The sequence below is a fragment of the Methylorubrum sp. SL192 genome (assembly GCF_026672325.1).
In the GTDB taxonomy this organism is placed as follows: Bacteria; Pseudomonadota; Alphaproteobacteria; order Rhizobiales; family Beijerinckiaceae; genus Methylobacterium; species Methylobacterium extorquens.
This window is the reverse complement of the sequence record NZ_JAPPQV010000003.1, coordinates 3,982,799-4,005,069: the sequence shown is the minus strand read 5'-3', so window position 1 is coordinate 4,005,069 and position 22,271 is coordinate 3,982,799. Positions and strand designations below refer to the sequence as shown.

At 69.3% G+C, this 22,271-nt stretch carries 24 protein-coding genes; 14 read left to right on the top strand and 10 right to left on the bottom strand.

Features of this window, described 5'->3' with window-relative positions; translation table 11 throughout:
• Positions 1–20: 20 nt before the first annotated feature.
• The 3 genes from mobA to OVA30_RS19370 all read right to left on the bottom strand — a co-directional run bounded on the left by mobA (position 21) and on the right by OVA30_RS19370 (position 2,165).
• The gene (gene mobA, locus OVA30_RS19380) at positions 21–620 is read right to left on the bottom strand and encodes a molybdenum cofactor guanylyltransferase MobA (RefSeq protein ID WP_268176441.1); all 600 of its coding nucleotides are present in this window, start codon (positions 618–620) and stop codon (positions 21–23) included.
• A gap of 53 nt (positions 621–673) precedes the next feature.
• On the bottom strand, positions 674–1,801 hold the full coding sequence (locus tag OVA30_RS19375; protein ID WP_238507514.1) for an Mrp/NBP35 family ATP-binding protein: 1,128 nt from the start codon (positions 1,799–1,801) through the stop codon (positions 674–676).
• 91 nt (positions 1,802–1,892) lie between these two features.
• Positions 1,893–2,165: a hypothetical protein gene (locus OVA30_RS19370; protein ID WP_268176439.1), complete on the bottom strand. Its 273-nt coding sequence runs from the start codon at positions 2,163–2,165 to the stop codon at positions 1,893–1,895.
• Positions 2,166–2,332: 167 nt separating this feature from the next.
• Here OVA30_RS19370 and OVA30_RS19365 point away from each other — a divergent pair, with 167 nt between their 5' ends.
• The 5 genes from OVA30_RS19365 to hisN all read left to right on the top strand — a co-directional run bounded on the left by OVA30_RS19365 (position 2,333) and on the right by hisN (position 8,195).
• Positions 2,333–2,836, top strand: coding sequence for a pyridoxamine 5'-phosphate oxidase family protein (locus tag OVA30_RS19365; protein WP_003604409.1), 504 nt, complete (start codon positions 2,333–2,335; stop codon positions 2,834–2,836).
• 157 nt (positions 2,837–2,993) lie between these two features.
• On the top strand, positions 2,994–4,292 hold the full coding sequence (locus OVA30_RS19360; protein WP_012255631.1) for a nicotinate phosphoribosyltransferase: 1,299 nt from the start codon (positions 2,994–2,996) through the stop codon (positions 4,290–4,292).
• A gap of 10 nt (positions 4,293–4,302) precedes the next feature.
• On the top strand, positions 4,303–5,085 hold the full coding sequence (locus tag OVA30_RS19355; RefSeq protein WP_268176437.1) for a LamB/YcsF family protein: 783 nt from the start codon (positions 4,303–4,305) through the stop codon (positions 5,083–5,085).
• Between the two features lie 229 nt (positions 5,086–5,314).
• Positions 5,315–7,348 (top strand): AI-2E family transporter, encoded by a 2,034-nt coding sequence (locus OVA30_RS19350; RefSeq protein ID WP_268176435.1) that lies wholly within the window; start codon positions 5,315–5,317, stop codon positions 7,346–7,348.
• Between the two features lie 55 nt (positions 7,349–7,403).
• Positions 7,404–8,195, top strand: a complete 792-nt coding sequence (gene hisN / locus OVA30_RS19345; RefSeq protein ID WP_268176434.1) for a histidinol-phosphatase — start codon at positions 7,404–7,406, stop codon at positions 8,193–8,195.
• Positions 8,196–8,357: 162 nt separating this feature from the next.
• Here hisN and OVA30_RS19340 read toward each other — a convergent pair whose 3' ends face one another.
• Together OVA30_RS19340 and OVA30_RS19335 are read right to left on the bottom strand one after the other, a co-directional pair.
• Positions 8,358–10,703 (bottom strand): hemolysin, encoded by a 2,346-nt coding sequence (locus OVA30_RS19340; protein WP_268176433.1) that lies wholly within the window; start codon positions 10,701–10,703, stop codon positions 8,358–8,360.
• A gap of 708 nt (positions 10,704–11,411) precedes the next feature.
• Complete coding sequence (locus tag OVA30_RS19335; protein ID WP_268176431.1) at positions 11,412–12,404, bottom strand: alpha/beta fold hydrolase; 993 nt, start codon at positions 12,402–12,404, stop codon at positions 11,412–11,414.
• 182 nt (positions 12,405–12,586) lie between these two features.
• Here OVA30_RS19335 and OVA30_RS19330 point away from each other — a divergent pair, with 182 nt between their 5' ends.
• Positions 12,587–13,057: an Hsp20 family protein gene (locus OVA30_RS19330; protein WP_003601878.1), complete on the top strand. Its 471-nt coding sequence runs from the start codon at positions 12,587–12,589 to the stop codon at positions 13,055–13,057.
• 74 nt (positions 13,058–13,131) lie between these two features.
• On the opposite strand, the gene OVA30_RS19325 is transcribed toward OVA30_RS19330, so the two are convergent.
• The 3 genes from OVA30_RS19325 to OVA30_RS19315 are packed head-to-tail and all read right to left on the bottom strand — an operon-like array spanning position 13,132 to position 14,326.
• Positions 13,132–13,428, bottom strand: a complete 297-nt coding sequence (locus OVA30_RS19325) for a hypothetical protein (RefSeq protein ID WP_268176430.1) — start codon at positions 13,426–13,428, stop codon at positions 13,132–13,134.
• A gap of 45 nt (positions 13,429–13,473) precedes the next feature.
• Complete coding sequence (locus OVA30_RS19320; RefSeq protein ID WP_268176429.1) at positions 13,474–13,887, bottom strand: cupin domain-containing protein; 414 nt, start codon at positions 13,885–13,887, stop codon at positions 13,474–13,476.
• 4 nt (positions 13,888–13,891) lie between these two features.
• Complete coding sequence (locus tag OVA30_RS19315) at positions 13,892–14,326, bottom strand: DNA-directed RNA polymerase sigma-70 factor (protein WP_003601881.1); 435 nt, start codon at positions 14,324–14,326, stop codon at positions 13,892–13,894.
• A gap of 229 nt (positions 14,327–14,555) precedes the next feature.
• Between OVA30_RS19315 and OVA30_RS19310 the strand changes: the two genes are divergently transcribed.
• On the top strand, positions 14,556–15,425 hold the full coding sequence (locus tag OVA30_RS19310; RefSeq protein ID WP_253398569.1) for a Kdo hydroxylase family protein: 870 nt from the start codon (positions 14,556–14,558) through the stop codon (positions 15,423–15,425).
• 4 nt (positions 15,426–15,429) lie between these two features.
• Here OVA30_RS19310 and OVA30_RS19305 read toward each other — a convergent pair whose 3' ends face one another.
• Entirely contained in the window at positions 15,430–16,509 is a 1,080-nt protein-coding gene (locus OVA30_RS19305; protein WP_268176428.1) for an AI-2E family transporter, read from the bottom strand.
• Between the two features lie 42 nt (positions 16,510–16,551).
• A complete protein-coding gene (locus tag OVA30_RS19300; RefSeq protein WP_268176426.1) occupies positions 16,552–16,728 on the bottom strand; it encodes a hypothetical protein in 177 nt (58 codons plus the stop codon).
• 328 nt (positions 16,729–17,056) lie between these two features.
• Between OVA30_RS19300 and OVA30_RS19295 the strand changes: the two genes are divergently transcribed.
• The 7 genes from OVA30_RS19295 to OVA30_RS19265 all read left to right on the top strand — a co-directional run bounded on the left by OVA30_RS19295 (position 17,057) and on the right by OVA30_RS19265 (position 22,263).
• On the top strand, positions 17,057–17,545 hold the full coding sequence (locus OVA30_RS19295; protein WP_268176425.1) for a hypothetical protein: 489 nt from the start codon (positions 17,057–17,059) through the stop codon (positions 17,543–17,545).
• Positions 17,546–17,749: 204 nt separating this feature from the next.
• Positions 17,750–18,046 carry an acyl carrier protein gene (locus OVA30_RS19290; RefSeq protein ID WP_003601886.1) on the top strand — a complete coding sequence of 99 codons (297 nt, stop codon included), beginning with the start codon at positions 17,750–17,752 and terminating at the stop codon, positions 18,044–18,046.
• Positions 18,047–18,074: 28 nt separating this feature from the next.
• The gene (locus tag OVA30_RS19285) at positions 18,075–18,539 is read left to right on the top strand and encodes a 3-hydroxyacyl-ACP dehydratase FabZ family protein (RefSeq protein WP_003601887.1); all 465 of its coding nucleotides are present in this window, start codon (positions 18,075–18,077) and stop codon (positions 18,537–18,539) included.
• A complete protein-coding gene (locus tag OVA30_RS19280; RefSeq protein ID WP_268176424.1) occupies positions 18,536–19,681 on the top strand; it encodes a beta-ketoacyl-ACP synthase in 1,146 nt (381 codons plus the stop codon). The genes OVA30_RS19285 and OVA30_RS19280 overlap by 4 nt, the downstream gene beginning before the upstream one ends.
• Positions 19,682–19,910: 229 nt before the next feature.
• On the top strand, positions 19,911–21,197 hold the full coding sequence (locus OVA30_RS19275) for a beta-ketoacyl-ACP synthase (protein WP_003601889.1): 1,287 nt from the start codon (positions 19,911–19,913) through the stop codon (positions 21,195–21,197).
• Positions 21,194–21,967: an SDR family NAD(P)-dependent oxidoreductase gene (locus tag OVA30_RS19270; protein WP_003601890.1), complete on the top strand. Its 774-nt coding sequence runs from the start codon at positions 21,194–21,196 to the stop codon at positions 21,965–21,967. Before OVA30_RS19275 ends, OVA30_RS19270 begins: the two co-directional genes overlap by 4 nt.
• Positions 21,968–21,978: 11 nt before the next feature.
• A complete protein-coding gene (locus tag OVA30_RS19265; protein ID WP_003601891.1) occupies positions 21,979–22,263 on the top strand; it encodes an SH3 domain-containing protein in 285 nt (94 codons plus the stop codon).
• Positions 22,264–22,271: the final 8 nt, after the last annotated feature.

Genomic DNA, 22,271 nt, shown 5'->3' with positions numbered 1-22,271 from the left:
GGCGGTGCATTGCCGGCTCGTCAGAGAACCCGCGCCAGAAGCGCCTCGGCGGCGGCCAGATCTTCCGGCGCGTTGAGGTTGAGGAAGGGATCGACCGGCTCGACCGGCCAGGAGGCAACCGCCGCCCCGTGCCGCTCGATGAAGCCGCCGACGCGCCGCTCGCCCGCACCGAGCCAGCCGCGCAGATCCTCACGCAGGGCCACCGGCCAGAGCGCGCTGGTGAAGTGGCGCCGCTCGCCCGAGGCCGCGAGCGCGATCGGCCGGCCCTCCGCCGCCGCGACCGCGACGAGCCGCGCGACGAAGTCCTCGGGCAGGAAGGGCGCGTCGCCCGGCACGCTGACGATGTGGGTGAGGCCCGCTTCACCGGCGGCTTCCAGTCCGGCGAGGATGCCGGCGAGCGGCCCCGGATAATCCGGCACGGTGTCAGGCAGGACGGGGCCGGAAAACGCCGAGCGGAAGCGGGCCGGATCGCCGTTGGCGCTGAGTGCGAGCCCGCCGGCGCATTGCGGGCCGAGCCGCTCGGCGACCCGCTCCAAGAGGGTGCGTCCGGCAAGCATGCGCAGGGGCTTGTCGCCCCCGCCCATCCGCCGCGACAGGCCGCCGGCCAGGATCAGGCCCAAGACACCTGATCCGATACCCGGCCCGACACCCGACCCGGAGACCGGAGCGGGACTCACTCGATGACGATTTTTGGCGCCGCACGGCCGGCCGGCGCGCCGCTGAGATTGGCCCAGAGTTTCCCGGCGATCTCGCGGTAGATCTTGGCCTGCGGCCCGTCCGGATCGGTGGCGACCACGGGGCGGCCGGCATCCGAGGTCTCGCGGATCGCCATGGTGAGCGGGATCTCGCCGAGGAAGGGCACCTCCAGGCGCTCCGCCTCGTGGCGGGCGCCGCCATGGCCGAAGATCGCCGAGGCCGCCCCGCAATTCGGGCAGATGAAGGTTGCCATGTTCTCGATCACGCCGAGAATCGGCACAGAGACCTTGCGGAACATCGTCACGCCGCGACGCGCATCGATCAGCGCCAGATCCTGCGGCGTCGAGACGATGACGGCGCCCGACAGGGGCGTGGCCTGGGCCATGGTGAGCTGCGCGTCGCCCGTGCCGGGGGGCATGTCCACGATGAGCACATCGAGTTCGCCCCAGGCCACGTCGCGCAGCATCTGGGTGATGGCCGACTGCACCATCGGCCCGCGCCAGATCATCGCCGATTCCGGCTCGATCAGCAGGCCGATCGACATGGCCTTCAGACCATAGGCCTGGAGCGGCTCCAGGGTCTTGCCCTCGATCACCCGCGGCTTGCCGGACAGGCCAAGCAGCTTGGGCACGGAGGGACCGTAGATGTCGGCATCGAGCAGGCCGACGCGCAGACCCTGCGCGCTCAGCCCAAGGGCGAGGTTGCAGGCGGTGGTCGACTTGCCAACGCCGCCCTTGCCGGAGGCCACCGCCACGATGTGGCGCACGCCCGGCAGCGCGTTGCCCTGGCGCGGCGGGGCGCCGGGACCGCCGGCCGGTTGACGCGGGGCCGCGCCCGGAGCCGGCGGGTTGGGGGCCCGCTCCGAGGTCAGGCTCGCGAGTACGCTCGACACGCCGGACAGCGCCAGCACGCGGCCTTCCGCCTCGCGCCGCACCGGCTCGAACCGCTCGGCCTCGCTCGGATCGATCCGGATCGAGAACATCACCCGGTTGCCCGGGTCGATCACCACCTGCGAGAGGCGGCCGGAATCGGGCAGGGTGGTGCCGCCGCGATCGACCGTGACAGTCGAGAGCGCCTTCAGCACGTCGTCGCGCGTGATCGCCAAAACTCAAGCTCCATCGGGCGCCGGGGCGGGCCATCCCGCTTCCGACCATCTAACCACCCTTGCGCCAAACGCCAGCCTTCAAGCCGTGTTCTCAGCGCCGCCGTCCCGGCGGAATGGCGATCAGGTTGCATTCTTCCATCGGCCCGCGCACGACCGAGCCGTCGCCGCGCCGATAGACGCCGCGGCGCAGGTGCCGGCAGCCGACGGGGCCGCGCAGCCGCTTCACCCGCTCGATATGGACGCTGCGGGAGCGCCGGTTCGAAAAGTCGTGGCCGCCGATGCGCACGCCGGGGCCGAAGCGCACCTCCGCGGAGGCCGGCACCGCGGCGGCAGCGAGCAGCATGGCCAGCAGCGCACCCCTCATCCCCTTCACCTGCCCTTCACCCGTCACTCTCCGGCAAAGCTTCGACCGACCCCTGAACCAAGATCGACCTCGCTCGTTGTCGAGGCAATCGCCGGGCAGCGGACCATCGACAAGGGTCTTCAGCCTGCCCGGCTCACGCCATTGACGACAGACGGAGTACGGATCTCATGCACCAGGGCAACCATCGCGACCACGAGGGCGCGAAGAAGCTCTTCGAGCTGGTCAAGGACGTCAAGGTCGCAATGCTGACCACCGCCGACCAGGACGGGACGCTCAACAGCCGCCCGATGTGGAACAACGAGATCGACGAGAACGGCGACGTTTGGTTCTTCACCAAGCTGCACAGCCCGAAGACCGCCGAGATCGGCCGCGACAATCAGGTGAACCTCTCCTACTCCGACCCGTCGAGCCAGACCTACGTCTCGATCGCCGGCAAGGCCGAGGTGATCCGCGACCAGAAGCTGATCGACGAGAAGTGGCAGGAGAGCCTCAAGACCTGGTTCCCCAACGGGAAGAACGACCCCGAGGTCGGCCTGATCCGCATCCATCCCGAGCAGGGCGAGTACTGGGACAGCCCGTCCTCCACGATGGTCCACCTCTACGGCTACGTGAAGGCCTCGCTCACTGGCGAGAGCCCGAAGACCGAGACCAAGAAGGTCAACCTCGCCTGATTTTTTGGGAACGGGCTCGCGCCCTTTCCGGTCACGTTCGGCGTCCCTGCCTCCGGTGGGGGCGCCTTTTTTGTCATGACGCCCCGCGCCCACCGGCGTTGATCGCCGGGGCGTTCCGCCCCAAGCTCGGGCGACACTCCCCGAACACGGACGGCCCATGATCGACCTCGCGAAGCGGGTCTACGACCACAACTTCCGCATCGACCCGATCGTGCGCTCGCTGCTCGATACGGATTTCTACAAGCTCCTGATGGCGCAGATGATCTTCCGCCGTCACCGCGACCTGCGCGTCAGCTTCGGAATCCAGAACCGCACCCGGAGCGTGCGGGTCGCCGACGAGATCGACCTCGGGGAATTGCGGGCGCAGCTCGACCACGCCCGCACGATCCGCCTGAGCCGGGGTGAATCGACCTGGCTTCGCGGCAACACCTTCTATGGCAAGCGTCAGATCCTCTCCTCCGAGTTCATGGCCTGGCTCGAAGCGTTTCGCCTTCCGGAATACGAGCTGGAGGTGCGCGACGGACAGGTGGCACTGACCTTCCATGGCCCCTGGGTCGAGACCACGATGTGGGAGGTGCCGGCTCTCGCGATCCTCAACGAGATGCGCTCCCGCGCGGTGCTGCGGGGCCTCGGCAAGTTCGAGCTTCAGGTGCTCTACGCCCGCGCCATGACCCGTGTCTGGGAGAAGATCGAGCGCCTGAAGCGTCTGCCCGACCTCTCCATCGCCGATTTCGGCACGCGCCGCCGCCACGGCTTCCTGTGGCAGGATTGGTGCGTGCAGGCGATGAGCGAGGGCCTGGGCGAGCGGGCCTTCCTCGGCACCTCGAACTGCCTGATCGCCATGCGCCGCGAGGTCGAGGCGGTGGGCACCAACGCCCACGAACTGCCGATGGTCTACGCCGCGCTCGCCGGAGACGACGATGAGGCGCTGGCGGCCGCGCCCTACGCGGTGTTGGCCGACTGGCAGCAGGACTATGCCGGCAACCTGCTGGTGGCTTTGCCCGACACCTACGGCACCACCGGCTTTCTCGCGAAGGCGCCCGACTGGCTCACGGCCTGGACCGGCATCCGCATCGATTCGAAGGAGCCGATCGCGGGCGGCGAGGAGGCGCTCGCCTTCTGGGAGTCGCGAGGCTGCGATCCGCGTGAAAAGCTGGCGATCTTCTCCGACGGACTCGACGTCGACGACATCGAGGCGATCCACGCCCATTTCCACGGCCGCATGCGCATCGGCTACGGCTGGGGCACGCGGCTGACCAACGATTTCCGCGGCCTCGTGCCGGAAGGGCGGCTCGATCCGATCTCGGTGGTCTGCAAGGTGACGGAGGCCGAGGGCCGCCCGACGGTGAAGATCTCCGACAATCCGAGCAAGGCACAGGGGCCGGCAGCCGAGGTGGAGCGCTACAAGCGGGTGTTCGGAGTCGAGGAGCAGGCCGCGATGGCGGTGGCGGTGTGAGAGCAGAAGCATGAGCGTCGCCCGCCTCGATCTCAACGCCGATCTCGGCGAGGGTTTCGGGCCCTGGCGCATGGGCGACGACGCCGCGCTCCTCGACATCGTCACCTCGGCCAACATCGCCTGCGGGTTCCATGCGGGCGACCCCGACATCATGGTCGAGACGGTGATTGCAGCAAAGGCGAGGGGCGTGGCGATCGGCGCCCATCCCGGCTTCCACGATCTGCGCGGCTTCGGCCGAAACCGGATCCAGGAGAGTCCCACAAAAATCGAGCGCGACATTGCCTATCAGATCGGTGCGCTCCAGGCCTGCGCCGCCCTGGCCGGCGCCCGCGTCACCCACGTCAAGGCGCACGGGGCGCTCGCCAACCTCTCGAACGAGGATGCGGCGATTGCCGAAGCGCTGGCCCGTGCCGTGGCCGGTGTCGATCCCGATCTCGCCCTGGTCGTGATGCCGGGGCTTCCCGCCGAGCGGGCCGGCGAGCGCTTCGGCCTGCGCCTCGTGCGGGAAATCTACGCCGACCGCGCCTATGCCGAGGACGGCACGCTCGCCCCCCGCGCCTCGCCCGGTGCGGTGATCCACGATGCGGGCGAGGCCGCCGCGCGCGTCGCCCGCATGGTCGGGGAGGGCGCCGTGTTCACACTCGGCGGGCGGCGCGTTCCGGTCGCGATCGACACGGTCTGCGTCCACGGCGACAACCCGGAGGCGCTCGCCATGGCACGCGCGGTGCGGGCCGAGCTTGAGCGGGCGGGCTTTAGCCTGCGCCCCTTCGCCGAACCCTCTGCGACGTCCTGAGGGACGAATCCGTTACGGCGACGTTTCAGGGATCGAATTCAGGCCGCTCACGGTTTCTTGAGCTCAGGTGCCTCCGGGCGCTGGCCCGTGCGCTGGCCCGTGTCGACGATCGCCCGGATCGTCGTGCGGAGCGCGCGCGGACCTTTGTGAGCGAGACCGAGGCCCGCATCGCGACGCGATCCGTCGGGCCTTCGGATGAAGCGTGGTGTGAGAGGAAGCCCGGCCTGACATGAAGCGTATATCCACCGGTGAGGGCTTCATCGTGCCGCCGCGCCCGGCGCGTGTTTCCGCGGCCGAGACGCCGAAAGGTCCGCTCGCCTCCTCCCTCGTCGTGTTTGCCATCATCGTGGCGGGCCTCTTCTTCGCGCGCGAGGTGCTGATCCCCATCGCGATCGCGGTGCTGCTATCTTTCGTGCTCGGCCCGCTGGTGAACTTCCTGCGCCGGCTGAAGCTGGGGCGGGCCTTCGCGGTGCTGGTCTCGGTGCTGCTCGCCGCCGGGATCATCGCTGCGGTGACCACCGTCATCGGCGTGCAGGTCGCCGAACTCGCGCAGGACGTGCCGCGCTACCAGCGCACCGTCGAGCGCAAGATCGAGGGGCTGCGGGCCGGCACGCTCGGCCAGACGATGGACTACATCGCCAACATCAACCGGGCGATCCACCAGAGCGGCGAGGAGAGCAAGGAATCGGCCGAGAAGGCCAAGCAGCAGGCCGCCCGCGACAGTAACCGCAAGGCCGAGCCGGAGCCGCCGAAGCCGCTCCTGGTCCAGGTGGAGGAGCGCCGCCCGGGCCCGCTCGAACTCGCCACCACCGTGCTGGCGCCGGTGGCGCAGCCGCTCGCCACCGCCGGCATCGTCTTCGTCGTCCTCCTATTCATCCTGATGCAGCGGGAGGATCTGCGCGACCGCTTGATCCGGCTCGCCGGTTCGAGCGACCTCCACCGCACGACCGTGGCGATGGACGACGCGGCCCGGCGGCTCTCGCGCTACTTCCTGGGCCAGCTCGCCCTCAACTCCGCCTTCGGCGTCGTCATTGGCGTCGGGCTCTGGATCATTGGCGTGCCGAGCCCCGTGCTGTGGGGCATCTTCGCCCTCGTCATGCGCTTCGTGCCCTATATCGGCGCCTTCCTCTCGGCGGTCCTGCCGATCGCGCTTGCGGCGGCGGTCGATCCGGGCTGGAGCATGGTGCTGTCGACCTTCCTGCTCTTCGCCCTCGTCGAGCCCATCGTCGGGCAGATCATCGAGCCTCTGGTCTACGGCCACTCGACGGGCGTCTCGCCGTTCTCGGTGCTGGTCTCGGCCCTGTTCTGGACCTGGCTGTGGGGACCGGTGGGCCTCCTGCTCTCGACCCCGCTCACCGTCTGCCTCGTCGTGCTCGGGCGCCACGTCGATCGACTCGAATTCCTGGACGTGCTGTTCAGCAACCGCCCGGCGCTGACGCCGATCGAGAACTTCTACCAGCGCATGCTCGCCGACGACCCGGAGGAGGCGCAAGAACATGCCGACCTGATCCTGCGCGAATGCTCGCTCTCGGCCTATTACGACGACGTCGTGCTGAAGGGCCTCGAACTCGCCTCTCGCGATGCCGCCCGCGGCGTGCTGACGCCGAGCCAGAAGGACGAGATCCGCGCCTCGATCACGGCTTTGGTGGAGGATCTGGAGGATCGCGAGGATGCCGTGCCCGATCCGGCCTCCAAACCCACCCGCCTCTTCGACGGGGCAGGCGCCGCTGGCGACGGGGAGAGCACCTGCAAGAACGAGCCGATCCCGGACCCTGACGAGTTGCCCGCCGCGTGGCAGGCCGACGGTGCGGTGCTTCTCGTCTCCGGGCGCGGCTTCCTCGACGGGGCGGCGACCGCCATCGCCGACCAGCTCCTGCGCAAGCGCGGCTTCGGCACCCGGCAGGTGCCCTTCGCCGAGGTCGCCCGGGTGCGCATCGCCGAGTGGCAGCCGGGTCCGGCTCAAGCGGTCTGCGTGATCTCGCTGGCGCTGTCCGGCGAGCCGACCCATCTGCGCCGCCTCGTCTCGCGGCTGCGCCAGAAGATCGACACCGTGCCGATCGTCGCCGGGCTGTGGCGCCTCGACGAGCCGATGCTCGCCGACGACGCGGTGCGGGCCAAGCTCGGCGCGGACGACCACGTCACCTCCTTGCGCGACCTGATCGAGACGATCCTCGCCCTCGCCCGCAACGAGGGCGGCCCGGACCGGTCCGAGCGGAGCGATGCGGCCACGCCCCCGCGGCAGGCCCTGCCCGAGCCGGCTTGACGAGACGGCTTGAGGGCGGCTTCGTCTCAGCCCGTCAATGGGAGGCTGCCCCTCGATGAGCGTCGTCGATCTCGCCCAGTTCATGGAAGACCTCGCCACCCAGTCCGGAGCGGCGATCCTGCCGTTCTTCCGGGCGCATTTCGGCCTGGACGACAAGTCCCACGGCACGGGCCACGCCTTCGACCCGGTCACCGAGGCGGACCGCGCGGCGGAAGCGGTGATGCGGCGGATGATCAACGACCGGCTGCCGAACCACGGCATCCTCGGCGAGGAATTCGGCTCCGAGCGGGCGGATGCGGAATGCGTCTGGGTGCTCGACCCGATCGACGGCACCCGCGCCTTCATCAGCGGCCTGCCGACCTGGGGCACGCTGATCGGGCTGACCCATCACGGCGCGGCGGTGCGCGGCCTGATGCACCAGCCCTATCTCGGCGAGCGCTTCCTCGGCGACGGCAAGACCGCGAGCGTGCGCTCCGCGAAGGGCGAACGCCCCCTCCACACCCGCCGCAACGAGGCGCTCGGCAACGCCATCCTCGCCACCACCGACCCGCGCCTGTTCGCGCAAGGGGAGGAAGCCGAGCGCTTCCGGAAGATCGAGGGGCAGGTGAAGATGTCCCGCTACGGCACCGACTGCTACGCCTATTGCATGCTCGCCGCTGGCCAGATCGACCTCGTGGTCGAGGCGGGGCTAAAGCCCTACGACATCGTCGCGCTGATCCCCATCGTCGAGGGCGCGGGCGGCGTCGTCACGAGCTGGGATGGCGGCCCGGCCACCGGCGGCGGCCGAATCGTGGCCGCCGGAGACCGCCGGCTGCACGAGGCGGCGCTGAAGGTGCTCAACCCGTAGGGCCCCGCCCCGGAGGGAAGGGCGCCGGGTGATCGCACGACGCGGACGAGCCGCCCCGATCGCAACGGCGAACAGGGCGGCTCGCATGGGTTCTCGCGCTGATCCTTGTCATGCCCGCCCACCGCCGGGGACGTGGATCCGCCCCGGCGATGGGCGACCGGCTCAGGCGAAGATCAGATCCTTCACCTGTCCGGCCAGCGCGGTATCCCACGACCAGTTGGACTGGCCGACCAGATCGCTGGTGCGCAGCACATCCAGCGGAACCGCGCCCTGGCCCTCGGCCACGAGCTTGTCGTTCTTGATCAGGCGCATGTAGCCGGCCTCGTCCACGCTGGCCTGCCACTTTGCCATCTCACCCTCGACGATGGTGTCCGCCGCCGTGATCCGGTGTTTCGTGGCGCCCGTGAGGATCTCGAAGGCCATGTCGTCACCGTTGCCGACCTGACCGAGCCAGATGTTGTTGCTGTCCCGCCCGTTACCGGTATCGAACACGCGCTGATAGTTTCCGTGGGCGAGATCGTCGAAGCGGACTTCGGCGAACATCTTGAAGGCGCCGTCGATCTCCGGGATGCCCTTGAACGGCGTGATCGTCAGGTCGCTCACCTCGCCGACGAGCGGTTTGTCCCACGTCCAGTTGGACTTGCCGACGAACTCGTTGGTCCGCACGACATCCTTCGGGACGATGCCCTGTCCCTCGGACAGGAGCACGCCGTCCTTGAACAGGCGCATCCAACCGGTCTCGTTGACACTGGTCGTCCAGGTCGCTTCCTGGCCTTCGACGATCGCGCCCTTGGCCACGATGTTGGCGGAGTTGGTGCCGTTCAGGACCATGAACTGCATGTCGCCGGAGGTGCCGATCTGGCCGAGAAAGACGTTCTCGGCACCGGCACCGTTGCCGATGTCGTAGACGCGCTGCCACGCACCGGCATCGAGATCATCGAACCGGACCGTCGCACTGGCGGTGAAGGCGCCGTGGATGTCGGGCAGGTCGTCCTTGAAGGTCAGGTCGTAGATGCTGCCCTTCAGCGCCGCGTCCTGCGCCCAGTTGGATTGGCCCACGAGATCCTTCGCGCGCGTCAGGTCGCGGGGCACCACCCCCTGACCCTCGGCGACGAGCACACCGTCCTTGTACAGCGACATCCATCCGCGCTCGTCGACACCGGCGGTCCAGCGCGCCTCGACGCCCTGAGTGATGCCGTCCCTGGCGGTGATGGTATGCTTGATCGCGCCGTCGAGGATCTCGAAGGCCATGTCCCGGCCGTTGCCGACCTGACCGAGCCAGATGTTGTCGCTGTCCGGACCGTTGCCGGTATCGAAGACGCGCTGGAAATGGCCGCCGGCGAGGTCGTCGAACCGCACCCGCGCGGTGACGCTGAACGCGCCGTCGATCTCGGGGATGTCGGGGCGGTAGGCCTCGTCCGCGGTGGCATTCAGGGCCATCTCGTAGGGCGCCTTGCCGGCCTGTACGGGCCCGAAGCGCTGCTGCAGATGGGCGAGGAGGCCCGACATGCCGAGCACGGTGTCGTCGAAGTTCAGCGTCTCGATCGAGGTCAGCGTGTCGATGCTGCCGGAGGCGAGGTGCTTGATGGCGAGTGAACCGGTGGCGCCGTAGAGCGCGACGTAGTCCTGGCTCCGGCCCGTCAACACGGCCCTGTCGATGCCCTCGCCCCCCTCCAGCGTGTCGCCCCCGTTTCCGCCGATGAGCGTGTCGTCGCCCGCGCCCCCATCCAGCGCGTCGTTCCCGTCCCCGCCGATCAGCGTGTCGTTGCCCACGCCGCCGAAGAGCTTGTCGTCGCCCCAGCCGCCGTCGATCCAGTCGTCACCGCCATAGGCGAAGAAGGTGTCGGCCCGGTTGCCGAGCCACATCTTGTCGGCCCGCTCGGTCGAGATCGGCATCCCCTTGTCCTGAAGCATCGCCAGGTCGAGGTCCGAGATGTAGGACCGCTGGCCCCAGCCGAGATAGGGGTCCATGAGATCCTCGGATCCCCACACGTGCGCCCGGGCCCCATCGAGCACGACCGGGCCGCCGAGAACCGTCCGCGTGTTCTCACCATTGAAGAGGAGCAGCCCGTTGGCTCCGACCGTGGCCGGGAATTCAAGGAAGCCCAGCCCGTGGCCGATCTCGTGCTGGAAAATGGTGAAGGCGTCGAACCTGTTGCCGGGCGCGGCCGCAACACCGGTCGGATCGTAGAACCAATCGCGGAACGTATGCTCGCCGAGCGTGAGGTTGGCGTCCTGCACGCCGCCGTTCGGGTCATACCCCTCGCGCGCCTTCAGGATGGGGGTGTTTTCCCACCATCTCCCGTTCCAGGTCCATTGCGGGCCGCCGTTGGCGAGGGCGCCGCCGACATTGCCGATCCCGATCGCGATATCGAACGTGCTCTCGACTTGGATGTACTTGCCCCAAGCGTCGGCAGCCGCCTGTGCCGTCGCGAGGATCAGACCAGCCTGCCACCCGGCCAATCCCATCGAGTATTCATTGGCCCAGGTGACCGAGATTTTCGCCATATTTTCATCCTCCGAGCCATCCGCGCTGCTGCCGGATCGCTTCGCTGTTCCGCCGCCGTCGGGCAACTCTAAGTCGGCTTGTGACAGGCCCGCTCTGAGGTTGACCAACAAGAGGCTGGATGAATCGCAATCTAGTATGAAGATGCTCCCAAGCGATTGACCTACAAATTCGGATTTTAACTGAATTAATTGCTTATCCTCACATAAGAAGCCATATAGATCTCAAACTACTCTGAGACAAAATTGATATTATTCCGGAAATATGGGCCAGGTTTCGCTTCGACAGGCCGCGGACCTGGGACAGGCGAGGAGCGAAACAGAAAATCCGAAATCGAACCAGCCGTCGGGCATTACTATGGGCTGCAGGGCCGACGCAGTCCGGACATCGAACGCGTCGAGAGGGTGGGCGGCAGATTCCGATCGAGAACGCTTCAGACCTGCGAATCCGCCGTGACCGGATCGCGTCCCGGCGAACCGGATGACGAGGTTTCCACCCGCGCGGCGCAACCGGCGGCCCTGTCGGGTGATCCGGTTTCCGCTGGATCGAAGCGGAAACCGATCCACAAGCCCGCACGGTGCTCCGAGAAAACACGTTTAACGCCAGCGAAATGCGAACCAGCCTGCATCCGCGCAGGTTGCAACCGCGCTGTCGGACGTGGCCGGCTGCCAACGTCGCGGGCGGACGATGCCCGCGAAGTCCGATCCGCTTTAGCCGGCGACGGTGGCGTGAGGAGCGGCTTCGCCGGCGGTCGAATGGACGAGATGGCCGGGGATGAACGCGTCGAAGGCCGCCCAGAAATCGGCGCGGACCGCGTCGCACTCGGTCAGGATCTCGTGGCGGGCGCCCGGCAGCACGATCAGGTGCCCGGTCTTGAGCCGGGCGGCGAAGCGCTCGACCGCCGGCGTGCTGCAGACCGGGTCGGCGCCCGCCGCGACGATCAGGCAGGGCGTGCGGATCCGCCGGATCAGTGCCGGGTCCGCCAGACGCCGCATCGCCCGGAAGGCGGCGGCGAGCCAGGCGATGGTGGGATCGCCGACCGCCCCGGCCCCGACCGCGCGGGCCGCCTCGGCGTTGCGGGCGTAGCGCACCGGATCGGTCGAGAGGCGATTGCCGGCGAACGGCTTCGTGGCGATCGAGACGGCCGTGCCGAAGGGGATGTAGCAGCGCCCGAGCCCGAGCCGCTGCAGGCCCCGCGCCAGCAGCGAGGCGCCCGCCGGCCAGCGCACCATGCGGATCGCCAGCATCGGGGCGACGGTGACGAGCCGCCGGAACGGCAGCCGGCCCTCCGCCGCGAGTGTCAGCGCCACCGCCCCGCCCATGGAATGGGCGAGCCCGAAATGCGGCTCGGGCATCATCGGCACGAGCACGGTTTCGGTGATCGCCTTCAGGTCGAGGCGGTAATCATCGAAGTGGCGGACATGGCCCTTGTGGGCGTCGCGGACCTGACGGCCGGAATCGCCCTGGCCGCGCCAGTCGAAGGCGACCACGCAGAAGCCGCGGGCACGCAGGTCGCTGATCGTCTCGAAATACTTCTCGATGAACTCGGCCCGGCCCTGAAGCAGGCAGACCGTGCCCTTCACGCCCCGCATCGTCGGCTGCCACGTCGCGGCCCGCAAGGAGACGCCGTCGGCGGTCTCGACCGGCACGAGGCGGGCGCCGGGCGGCACCGGATTACCGGGGGTGGGACGCAGGGTCAGCACGATGGGCGCGCCTCGAAAAAAATTTTGCTCAAGCTCACGCGAAATCCCCGCAAACAGACCCTTGCACGGTTTTTGGAGCCCACCAATATCATCGTTGCGCCGGCCGAGACGGCGGCGCGACGGTCCGGCCCACGGGCGGACCCGAATACATCGAGCATGTTGCTTCTTCTGGAGGATATGTGATGCGTCAGTTCGATCTTGCCCCCCTGTACCGTTCCACCGTCGGTTTCGACCGCCTGTTCTCGGCCCTCGACGGTTTCGTGAGCACCGAGGCCGCTCCGACCTACCCGCCCTACAACATCGAGCGCACCGGTGAGAACGTCTACCGCGTCACCGTCGCGGTCGCCGGCTTTACCGAGGCCGACCTGTCGATCGAGGTGAAGGAGAACGCCCTCACCATCAAGGGTGAGCGCAAGCCTGCCGAGGGCAAGTCCGCCGAGGTTCTCTATCAGGGCATCGCCGCCCGCGCCTTCGAGCGCCGCTTCCAGCTCGCCGACCACGTTCAGGTGACCGGCGCCGTACTCGAGAACGGCCTCCTCCATGTCGATCTCGTCCGCGAGGTCCCGGAGGCGAAGAAGCCGCGCCGCATCGAGATCGCCAGCCGGCCGTCGAGCCAGCCGGTGATCGAGGGCTCGGTCCAGCAGGCCGCCTAATCGCTCAGCCGCAAGGCTGACCCCGCGGGCGAGCGCCCCGGCCGTCGAGGCCGGGGCGTTTTCACATGTCAGGGTCAGAAATCCCCGAACCGGTCGCCGGGACCGGGCTCGTAGCAAGTGTACCCGACGAAGCAGCCCGGATTGTCGCGGGTCGGCACGAAGGCACGCCGACCGATTTCGGTGGCCTCGCAGAACGAGCGGTCGCGCACGAAGCGGTCGAAGGTCGGCCCGCCGGTGCCGAGCACCGCCGCGCCCTGCCGCGTGACCACGGCGCGGGCCTGGGCGCAGGTGAGGTTCGTGGTGGAGGCGCGCTGCGCCAGCGTAGGCCCAGTGCCGGCGAGTAGTGCAACGCAAACCAGGGCGCATCGCATGAAGGGGGTCCGGCGAGAGGAAATCCGATTCCTCAACCGTGCCCGTCACGGATGTATCCCGTCGAGCTCCGGCAGCAGCACCACGCTTTCCTGCTCGTTCGGATCGGTGCGGGCGATGAGCGCCGTGCACGGCTCGGTCGGGCTCGGATTGTAGGGCAGGTGCGGCACGCCGGCCGGAATGTAGAAGTACTCGCCGGGCCGCAGCTCGGTGTGGTGCTCCAGCCGCTCGCCCCACCACGTGCAGGAGGTGCCGGCGAGCGCGTAGATCGCGGTCTCGTGGCCCTCGTGCTTGTGCGCCTTGGCCCGCGCTCCGGGCGGGATCGTCACCATTTGCAGGTGAAGGCCCGTCGCACCCGCCGTTTCCGCCGAGATGCCGGGCGCGTAGGACAATCCCTGCTTGCCGATGAAGGCCTTGCCGGGCCGCACCACCCGGCAGAGCGCCGCGCCCGTGCCGGTCATGGCGCTACATGTCCCCGAACGCGAACTGCCCCTGGGGGGCGGCCGGCCGCTTCGCCGCGCGCGGCGTCTCCTTGCGAACCGAGGGCTTCGGACGCGGTTTGGGGTCGGCGCGCATCCGTGCCTTCGCCTTGTCGCGGGCCACGGCCTCGGGGGCGTGGGGATCGTCGTCGAGCCACTTGCCGCGCTTGATCACCTCGTTGACCCGGCCCTGGTTCACCCCGACCTTGAAGGCGATCTCCTGCTGCGTCATGCCGGTGGAGGCGTGCAGTTCCAGGATCGCGCGGGCGAGATCGGGCGTCATCTTCTGGCCGGTGAGGCGCCGGGCCGGGCGGATGGTGCGGGTCTGGCGGTCACGCTCGCGCAGGCGCTCCAGCAGAGCGAGCGCCATGTGCATGCCGTGCTCGCGCAGAGCCTCCTCGAATTCCTTCAGCGTCGCCATGGCCGGCTCCTCGTCCGGGAACGGACGTTCTCGCTGAGAGAACGCTCCGCCCATGCCCCAGGTTGCGGATCAGGAGACGTGCGCATGAGCAGCGGGGCAAGCGGACGGAGACTCTCGTCCACCGCAAAACGTCAGGTCCGACCCGATGCCGCACCGGGCCGGCATGTTGGCAGAGCGTGAGCCGGTCGGTTACACCGCGCACCATCCAATCGTGCGGGAAATGCCAGCCATGATCAGCCCCGTTCTTCCCGTCTCCCGCGCCGAGGCGGTGCCGGGCGCGCCCGGCCTTGTCGAGGCGCTGGAAAGCGGCTCGGTCCTCGTCTTCCGCGACCTCGACTTCCCCTTCGACGCCTTCGAGCAGCGCTTCGTCGAACGCCCCTTCGCCGACGGCAAGGCCAAGAACGTCGCGATCCGCAACGAGACCGCCGAACTGCGAGGCGGGGCCGGCAGCGCGGAGGAGCAGGCGCGCCTGCGCGACCTCCTGGTGCGCTACCGCCGCTTCGCGGAAAACCTGATCGACACCTACCTCCCGGCCTACCGCGAAAAGGTCTCGCTCGCGGGCACCTCCTACCGGCCGTTCGACGTCGACAAGCGCAAGCTGAGCTGGCGGCGCGACGACACGCGCATGCATGTCGATGCCTTCCCGTCCAACCCGATCGGCGAGCGGCGCATCCTGCGCATCTTCCGCAACATCAACGCCGAGGGGCAGCCGCGGCTGTGGCGGGTCGGCGAGGATTTCGGCTCGATGGCGGAGAAATTCCTGCCCAAGCTCCCGGGCTATTCCGGCCTCTCGGCGAGCGTGCTGGCCGCGCTCAAGATCACCAAGGCCAAGCGCTCGGAATACGATCACCTGATGCTGCACCTCCACGATGCCCTGAAGCGCGACCTGGACTATCAGGCGAACGCGCCCCAGGCGGATGTGCGCTTCCAGCCGGGCGAAACCTGGGTGACCTTCTCCGACCTCGTGATGCACGGCGCCATGGGCGGGCGCTACATGCTGGAGCAGACCGCCTATCTCGCGGTCGCCGACCAGGCCGACCCGGAGAAGAGCCCGCAGCGGATCCTGGCGAAAAAGCTCGGACGACCGCTGAAGCATTGAGGGGTCACACGGGCTCCTCGGACCCTTCCGTAAATTCGCGCCACAGCAGGATCAGCGCGGCCATCACCGCCGGGCCGACGAACAGCCCGAGCAGGCCGAAGGTCTCGACGCCGCCGAGGATGCCGAGCAGCACCCACAAGAAGGGCAGGCGGGTGGTGCCGCCGATCAGCGCCGGGCGCACGAAATGGTCGGCGACGAAGGTGACGACGAAGCCCGCCGCCACCACGATCGCGGCGGGGACGACCGCCCCGCCCGCCAGCAGCAGCACGGCGGCGAGACCGAAGGCCAATGGCGCGCCGAAGGGGATCATCGCCGCCACCGCGGTGAGCGCCCCGAACAGCACTGGGTGCGGCACGCCGGCAAAGGCGTAGACGATCCCGAGCAGGAACCCCTCGCCGATCCCGACGAGAACGAGCCCGTCCACCGTGCCATGGACAGAGGCCACCATCTGGCGCGCCACCCGCTCGCCGCGCGGCCCGAACAGGCGATGGCTTGCCCGCAGCGACTGGGCGATCACCGTATCGCCCTCGCGAAACAGGAAGAACAGCGCCAACAGGCAGAACCCGAACAGCACCACCCGATGCACCAAACCGGCCCCGAGGCTGCGGGTGAGGTCGCGGTTCGAGGTCGTGTTGAGCCGCTCGCTCAACTCATGCGCCAGCCCGGCATGGGCGAGGTGGGCGTCCCACCACTCGGTGACGGCAGCAGCCCCATAGGGCAGGCGGGCGACGAAATCCGGCACCGGAATGCCGTTGCGCTCGGCCTCGCGGGCATAGGCCAGGAGGTCGTGCGCCTCGCGGCCCGCCTCGACCGCCAGCACGGCGATGGGCAGCAGCAGAACCAGAGCCACGAGGCCGGTGAAGACGGCCGGCCACAGGATGTTGTGCCGTCCCGGCGGGAAGCGGCGGTGCGCGCGGACGAAGAGCGGCCAGAGGGCGATGGCGAGCACGACCGCCCACACCAGCGCCCGCAGGAAGCCGGACAGGATGTAAAGGCCCAGCGCCAGCAGCGCCGCGACGAGGAGGGCGCGCAGCACCCTCTGGCTGCGGGCGAGCTCAGGTTCCGTCCGATCCGTGCCGCCCATCGCCGCCTCACTCCGTTCCGCCGCTGTGTCGGCGCGAGCGACCTATGGCGGGCACAGCGGCAATCCAGAGGCGGCTTCAGGCCGCGGCGCGGTCACGCCCCAGGCCTTGGCGCGATAGAGGGAGCGGTCGGGCCGCTCAATGGAGGCGGAAACATCCGTCTCGCCCGCCTCGACCGCACTGACGCCGAGGCTGATGGTCCAGGCCGGGAGGTCGTTCACACGGGCCCGCGTGGCGGATTTCGTCGGCGAGCCAGCACGCCTCGGCCGGGCTTCGGTCTATCACGAGCAGAACGAACTCGTCGCTGCCAAGCTGGTCGAGGCAGGCGTCCGAGCCCAGGTTCACGATGCCAGGCGGCTTCTTTTCTGCGCTCACCGAGACTGGTTTTCTCGTCTTGTCCGACGCGCACGCAAGCCGGCAAAGAGCCCAGCGAGAATTGGAACGAACTACGAACAAAGGCTTGACCTGTTCGCCGCCCGGACGCACTGTTCATGGAACGTTCCGGACCGATTCGCTGCCCCGGCGCAGCGCGCAAGGCAGGAGGCTTCCATGATCGAGATCGGCTTCGACGACGACGGGCTCGACCGGCCGGCGCCTGCGGCGCGGCAGCCGTCCTCGGACCGCGACTGGCGCATCCTCGAGGAAGGCCTCGAACACCCGGCAAGCGGCTATTTCATTGCCCGTGAGGAGATCGCCAGCCGCCGAGGCGACGGGCTGTGGACCTGGCCGATGCAGCTCGCGGAAAAGGCGTGGTGTGCGCCGCTGGGCTTCCGGCGGGTCTTCCTGGCCGCCCTCGATCGCTACGGTGTGGCGGCCGACGCGGATCTCGCCCGCTCCTTCGCCCTCGGGTTCGGCAGCCAGGATGCGGGGCAGCGGCACAACGACCAGTTCGTGGCGCTCGGCGAATTGGTGCGTCCGCGCACGGCGGAGCGCAAGCGGACGGCGCCGTCGGAGGGCCGCCGCACCGGTCGCGAGCGTCCGCGGCAGGGTGCGGACACCCGCGCGCCGGCGCTCGACCTCAGCCGCTCGGCCGGCTGAGAGCCAAGGCAGGAGCGGGCCGGCCGCAACGCCCGAGGTTGCCCGTGCTCCATCGCTTCGTGTAAGGGGTCGCGATCTTTTCATAAGCGCCATCGGGAACCGGCGGCGAAGCGGGGCCGCAGACCGGCTCGGGCGCCATGGGGGCGTGCCGCGCGAGGGGTTGGCGACGCCGGATATGAAGAATCAAGAAAGCGGCCAGCCCTAATGTCGAACGAGACCGCCACCTTCGACCGCGTCGCGGACATCATTGCCGAGACGGCGGACATCCCGCGTGACAAGATCACGCCCGAGAGCCACGCCATCGACGATCTCGGCATCGATTCGCTCGCCTTCCTCGACATCGCCTTCGCGGTCGACAAGGCCTTCGGCATCAAGCTGCCGCTGGAGCGCTGGACCCAGGAAGTCAACGAGGGCAAGGTTCCGGCCGAGCAGTACTTCGTGCTGAAAAACCTCTGCGCACGCATCGACGCTCTGGTCGCCGAGAAGGCCGCCAAGGCCTGATCCGTCGGGCTTCAGGGATTCACGCACGATGCGGCTCGAATATTTCGAGATGATCGACTCCGTGGTGCGGCTCGACCGCGCCGCCGGCCGCATCGAGGCGCGGGCGCTCGTGCCCGAGGCGAGCCCGGTCTTCGAGGGACATTTCCCCGGCCATCCGCTGGTACCGGGCGTCCTGCTCACCGAGACCATGGCACAGGCCTCTGGCTACCTCGTGCTGGCCCATCTCGACTTCGCGCAGATGCCCTTCCTCATGGCCGTGGACAAGGCGCGCTTCCGCTCCTTCGTCGGTCCGGGGGCCGCCCTTGAGATCACGGCGACCCTGGAGCACGACGGCTCGGGCTATGCGGTGACGAAGGCTGCGATCCGCCACGAGGGCAAGGCGTTGTGCGATGCGGAGCTGCGGTTCCGCACCATGCCGTTTCCTGCGGGTCTCGACGCGCCGATGCGCGAACGCGCCCGGAAGATCGGCCTTCTGGATGGAGCCCAGCCGTGAGCCGTCCGCAGGCCCGCGATGTCGTCGTCACCGGGATCGGCCTCGTCTCCTGCGCGGGCGAGGGGATCGAGACGCACCTGAATGCCTTCGCCTCGAACGCGCCGCCGCGCACGGATGCGGAGACGTTCGCGCCCTATCCGGTGCACCCGGTGGCACCGGTGAGCCTCGACGCGCAGATCCCGAAGAAGTCGGATCAGCGGCAGATGGAGGCGTGGCAGCGGCTCGGCGTCTACGCCGCCGGCCTCGCGCTCGATTCGGCCGGGGTGAAGGAGGATGCGGGCTTCAAGTCGGCGCTGCCGCTCGTGGTGGCGGCCGGCGGAGGCGAACGCGACTACGCGGTCGACGGCGCGATCCTCACCGGCCTGCGCGGCACCAACGATCCCGGTGCCTTCCTCAACGAGCGGCTCCTCAACGACCTGCGGCCGACCCTGTTCCTGGCGCAGCTCTCGAACCTGCTCGCGGGCAATATCAGCATCGTCCACGGCGTCACCGGCGCCTCGCGCACCTTCATGGGCGAGGAGTCGAGCGGCGTCGATGCCCTGCGCATCGGCCATGCCCGCATCGCCTCGGGTCAGGTCGAGACCATGATGGTGGGCGGCTCCTACAACGCCGAGCGGCCGGACGTGATGGTCGTCCACGAGATGGGCGGCTACCTTCTCAAGACCGCCTACCGGCCGGTCTTCGAGCGGGGAGCCGAGGGCACGGGCGGCTTCGTGCTCGGCAGCGCCGCCGCCTTCCTCGTGCTGGAAGCGGCCGAACATGCCGCCGCCCGTGGCGCAAAAGCCCTGGCCCGGCTGATGCCGGTGGCCAACGACCGGGTCGCCCGCGCGCCGGGCAGCGTGTCCGCGAGCCTGACCCGCCTCATCGGCGAGGCTGGGATCGAGCGGCCGGACGTGGTGCTCTCGGGCGCCACCGGCCTCGCCGACCTCGCGGCGGAGGAACTTGCCGGCCTCGACGCGGCGCTGCCGGGCGCGCGCATCCGCGCCACGGGCGATATGATCGGCCATCCGATGGAGGTCGCGGCTCCGTTCGGGGCGGCCCTGGCCGCCGCACTCTGCGCGGCAGGATCGGCCGCGGAGGTCGCGGTCACCTCGGTCGGCCACCGCCGCGGCGAGGGCGTGATCCGCGTCGTGAGGATCTAGAGCGCATTCCGACGAAGTGGTCACCGGTTCGTCGAAAGAATGCGCGTCAAAACAAGGACCTAGAGGCGCCGGCCTGATGCAATCAGGCCGGATACGGCTCTAGCGCATCATCCCGAGGGCTGCCGGCTTTCGGGACGATGGCGATGCGAGAACGAGTGTCCGCCGCTTCGGAGACCGCCGTCGCGGCGGTCCGGATGCGTGCCGACCGAAACCATGGTCTGAGGCCCCGATGCCAGAACCGCGCTCCTCCTCCACCCACGATGCCCTGGGACGCCCGCTCGTCGCGGTGACGGGCCTCGGCATCGTCACCTCGCTCGGCCGCGGCGCCACCGAGAACTGGGACGCGCTGACGACCGGACGCTCCGGCATCCGCGCCATCAGCCGCTTCCCCACCGAGGGCCTGCGCACCCGCATCGCCGGCACCGTCGATTTCCTCGACACCGACCCCCTAGTGGCCCCGCTCCTGTCCGAGCGCTTCGCCATGGTGGCGGCCGAGGAGGCGGTGACGCAGTCCGGCATCGGCGCGGGCTTTCCGGGCGGGCTGTTCGTGGCGGTGCCGCCGGTCGAGATGGAATGGCCGCAGCGGCAGGCTCTGGCGGAGGCCGCGGGCGAACCGGATGCTGTGACCTATGCCGGCCTCCAGCGCGCCGCCGCGTCCCGCCGTTTTGACGCGTGGCACGACCTGTTCATCTTCGGCACGGTGGCCGACCGGCTCGCCGACCGGTTCGGCACCCGCGGTTCGCCGATCTCGCTGTCGACGGCCTGCTCGTCGGGCGCCACCGCGATCCAGCTCGGCGTCGAGGCCATCCGCCGGGGCGAGATGGACGCCGCGCTCTGCATCGGCACCGACGGCTCGGTGAATCCCGAATCGCTGATCCGCTTCTCGCTGCTCTCGGCGCTCTCGACGCAGAACGATCCGCCGGAGGGCGCCTCGAAGCCGTTCTCGAAGAACCGCGACGGCTTCGTCATGGGCGAGGGCGCCGCCGCCCTGGTGCTGGAGAGTGCCGAGTCGGCGCGAGCGCGCGGGGCAAAAATCCTCGGGTACGTCCTCGGCTGCGGCGAGAAGGGCGATGGCTTCCACCGGACCCGCTCCAGCCCCGACGGCGCGCCGGTGATCGCGGCGATGCGCGCGGCCCTCGACGACGCCGGCGTCACGCCCGAGGCCATCGATCACGTCAACGCCCACGGCACCTCGACGCCGGAGAACGACAAGATGGAGGCGCTCGGCTGCTCGGCGGTGTTCGGCGAGCGCGTGGCCCGCCTGCCGATCTCCTCCAACAAGTCGATGATCGGCCACACGCTCACCGCGGCCGGTGCGATCGAGGCGGTGGTGTCGCTGCTGACGATCCAGAAGGGGCGCATCCCGCCGACCATCAACTACGCGGTGCCCGATCCGGCGCTGCTCCTCGACGTGGTCGGGACCGCCCGCGACACCCGCGTCTCGCGGATCCTCTCGAATTCCTTCGGCTTCGGCGGGCAGAACACCTGCCTCGTCCTGGGAGACGAGCCGGCATGAGTGCGGACATGAGCGACGAAAGAAAATCCGTCCTCGTCGTCGGCGGCGCCTCCGGCCTTGGTGCGGCCACCGTCCGCGCCCTGGCGGCCGCCGGCCACACCGTCACCTTCACCTATCGATCCTCGCCGGAGCGGGCGCAGGCGCTCGCCGACGAGCTCGTGCCGATGCATGGCGAAGGTAGCGTCACCGCCCGCGCCCTCGACCTGTCGGACCGCGACGCGGTGGAGGCGTTCTGCGAGTGGGCCGAGGGCCAGGGCTTCTACGGCTACGTCCACAACGCCGGCCAGTCGGCGGACGCCCTGGCGGCCATGCTCGACCGTGAGCGGGCCGAGGCGGCGATGCAGGTGAACTTCTGGTCGATGACCCGGATCGCCAAGGCGCTGGTGCGTGGGATGATCCGAGCGCGCGCCGGCCGCATCGTCGCCATCGGATCGGTGGCCGCGCTTCAGGCCAATGCCGGCAATGCCGCCTACGCGGCGACCAAGGGCGCCCTCATCGCCTATTGCCGCACGCTGGCGATCGAGTCGGCCAAGCGCGGCGTCACCGTCAACGTCATCGCGCCCGGCTTCATCGATACCGAGATGCTGGCGGCCTATGCCAGCCACCGCGAGGGGATCGAGCGCCAGATCCCGCTCGGACGTTTCGCCAAGCCGGAAGAGGTCGCGGCGATGGCCGCCTTCCTGATCGGAGAGGGCGGGGCCTACATCACCGGCGCGGTGCTGCCCGTCGATGGCGGGTTGACCGCGATGATGGGCATCCACCGCACCTGAACCGGCCCCCGATGTCTCGCTCCCTGCCCCGCCTCGCCTTTGCCCTGCTGCTCGCAGGCGGTGGTTCAGCCTGGGGCGCCGAGCCTTTCCGTGTCGAGGGCCTGCCGCGGGACGACAGCCTGACGATCCGCGAGACGCCGGATGCGGGTGCGCCGGCCCTCGGACAGATCCCGGTCGGGCGCCGGGTGCTCGGCTTCGGCTGCACCAACGAGACGCCGAGCGGGCTGACATGGTGCCGGGTGAAGTTCGACCGCACCCTCGGCTGGGCGCGGCGGCGCTACTTGACGCCGGATTGAGCCCTGCG

What these genes read in the sequence shown, in the direction of transcription:
- OVA30_RS19370 (WP_268176439.1), bottom strand. Translation starts at nt 2,165, where the DNA reads ATGAGGGGTGCGCTGCTGGCCATGCTGCTCGCTGCCGCCGCGGTGCCG.
- OVA30_RS19365 (WP_003604409.1), top strand. Translation starts at nt 2,333, where the DNA reads ATGCACCAGGGCAACCATCGCGACCACGAGGGCGCGAAGAAGCTCTTC.
- OVA30_RS19360 (WP_012255631.1), top strand. Translation starts at nt 2,994, where the DNA reads ATGATCGACCTCGCGAAGCGGGTCTACGACCACAACTTCCGCATCGAC.
- OVA30_RS19355 (WP_268176437.1), top strand. Translation starts at nt 4,303, where the DNA reads ATGAGCGTCGCCCGCCTCGATCTCAACGCCGATCTCGGCGAGGGTTTC.
- OVA30_RS19350 (WP_268176435.1), top strand. Translation starts at nt 5,315, where the DNA reads ATGAAGCGTATATCCACCGGTGAGGGCTTCATCGTGCCGCCGCGCCCG.
- hisN (WP_268176434.1), top strand. Translation starts at nt 7,404, where the DNA reads ATGAGCGTCGTCGATCTCGCCCAGTTCATGGAAGACCTCGCCACCCAG.
- OVA30_RS19340 (WP_268176433.1), bottom strand. Translation starts at nt 10,703, where the DNA reads ATGGCGAAAATCTCGGTCACCTGGGCCAATGAATACTCGATGGGATTG.
- OVA30_RS19330 (WP_003601878.1), top strand. Translation starts at nt 12,587, where the DNA reads ATGCGTCAGTTCGATCTTGCCCCCCTGTACCGTTCCACCGTCGGTTTC.
- OVA30_RS19325 (WP_268176430.1), bottom strand. Translation starts at nt 13,428, where the DNA reads ATGCGATGCGCCCTGGTTTGCGTTGCACTACTCGCCGGCACTGGGCCT.
- OVA30_RS19320 (WP_268176429.1), bottom strand. Translation starts at nt 13,887, where the DNA reads ATGACCGGCACGGGCGCGGCGCTCTGCCGGGTGGTGCGGCCCGGCAAG.
- OVA30_RS19315 (WP_003601881.1), bottom strand. Translation starts at nt 14,326, where the DNA reads ATGGCGACGCTGAAGGAATTCGAGGAGGCTCTGCGCGAGCACGGCATG.
- OVA30_RS19310 (WP_253398569.1), top strand. Translation starts at nt 14,556, where the DNA reads ATGATCAGCCCCGTTCTTCCCGTCTCCCGCGCCGAGGCGGTGCCGGGC.
- OVA30_RS19305 (WP_268176428.1), bottom strand. Translation starts at nt 16,509, where the DNA reads ATGGGCGGCACGGATCGGACGGAACCTGAGCTCGCCCGCAGCCAGAGG.
- OVA30_RS19295 (WP_268176425.1), top strand. Translation starts at nt 17,057, where the DNA reads ATGATCGAGATCGGCTTCGACGACGACGGGCTCGACCGGCCGGCGCCT.
- OVA30_RS19290 (WP_003601886.1), top strand. Translation starts at nt 17,750, where the DNA reads ATGTCGAACGAGACCGCCACCTTCGACCGCGTCGCGGACATCATTGCC.
- OVA30_RS19285 (WP_003601887.1), top strand. Translation starts at nt 18,075, where the DNA reads ATGCGGCTCGAATATTTCGAGATGATCGACTCCGTGGTGCGGCTCGAC.
- OVA30_RS19275 (WP_003601889.1), top strand. Translation starts at nt 19,911, where the DNA reads ATGCCAGAACCGCGCTCCTCCTCCACCCACGATGCCCTGGGACGCCCG.
- OVA30_RS19270 (WP_003601890.1), top strand. Translation starts at nt 21,194, where the DNA reads ATGAGTGCGGACATGAGCGACGAAAGAAAATCCGTCCTCGTCGTCGGC.
- OVA30_RS19265 (WP_003601891.1), top strand. Translation starts at nt 21,979, where the DNA reads ATGTCTCGCTCCCTGCCCCGCCTCGCCTTTGCCCTGCTGCTCGCAGGC.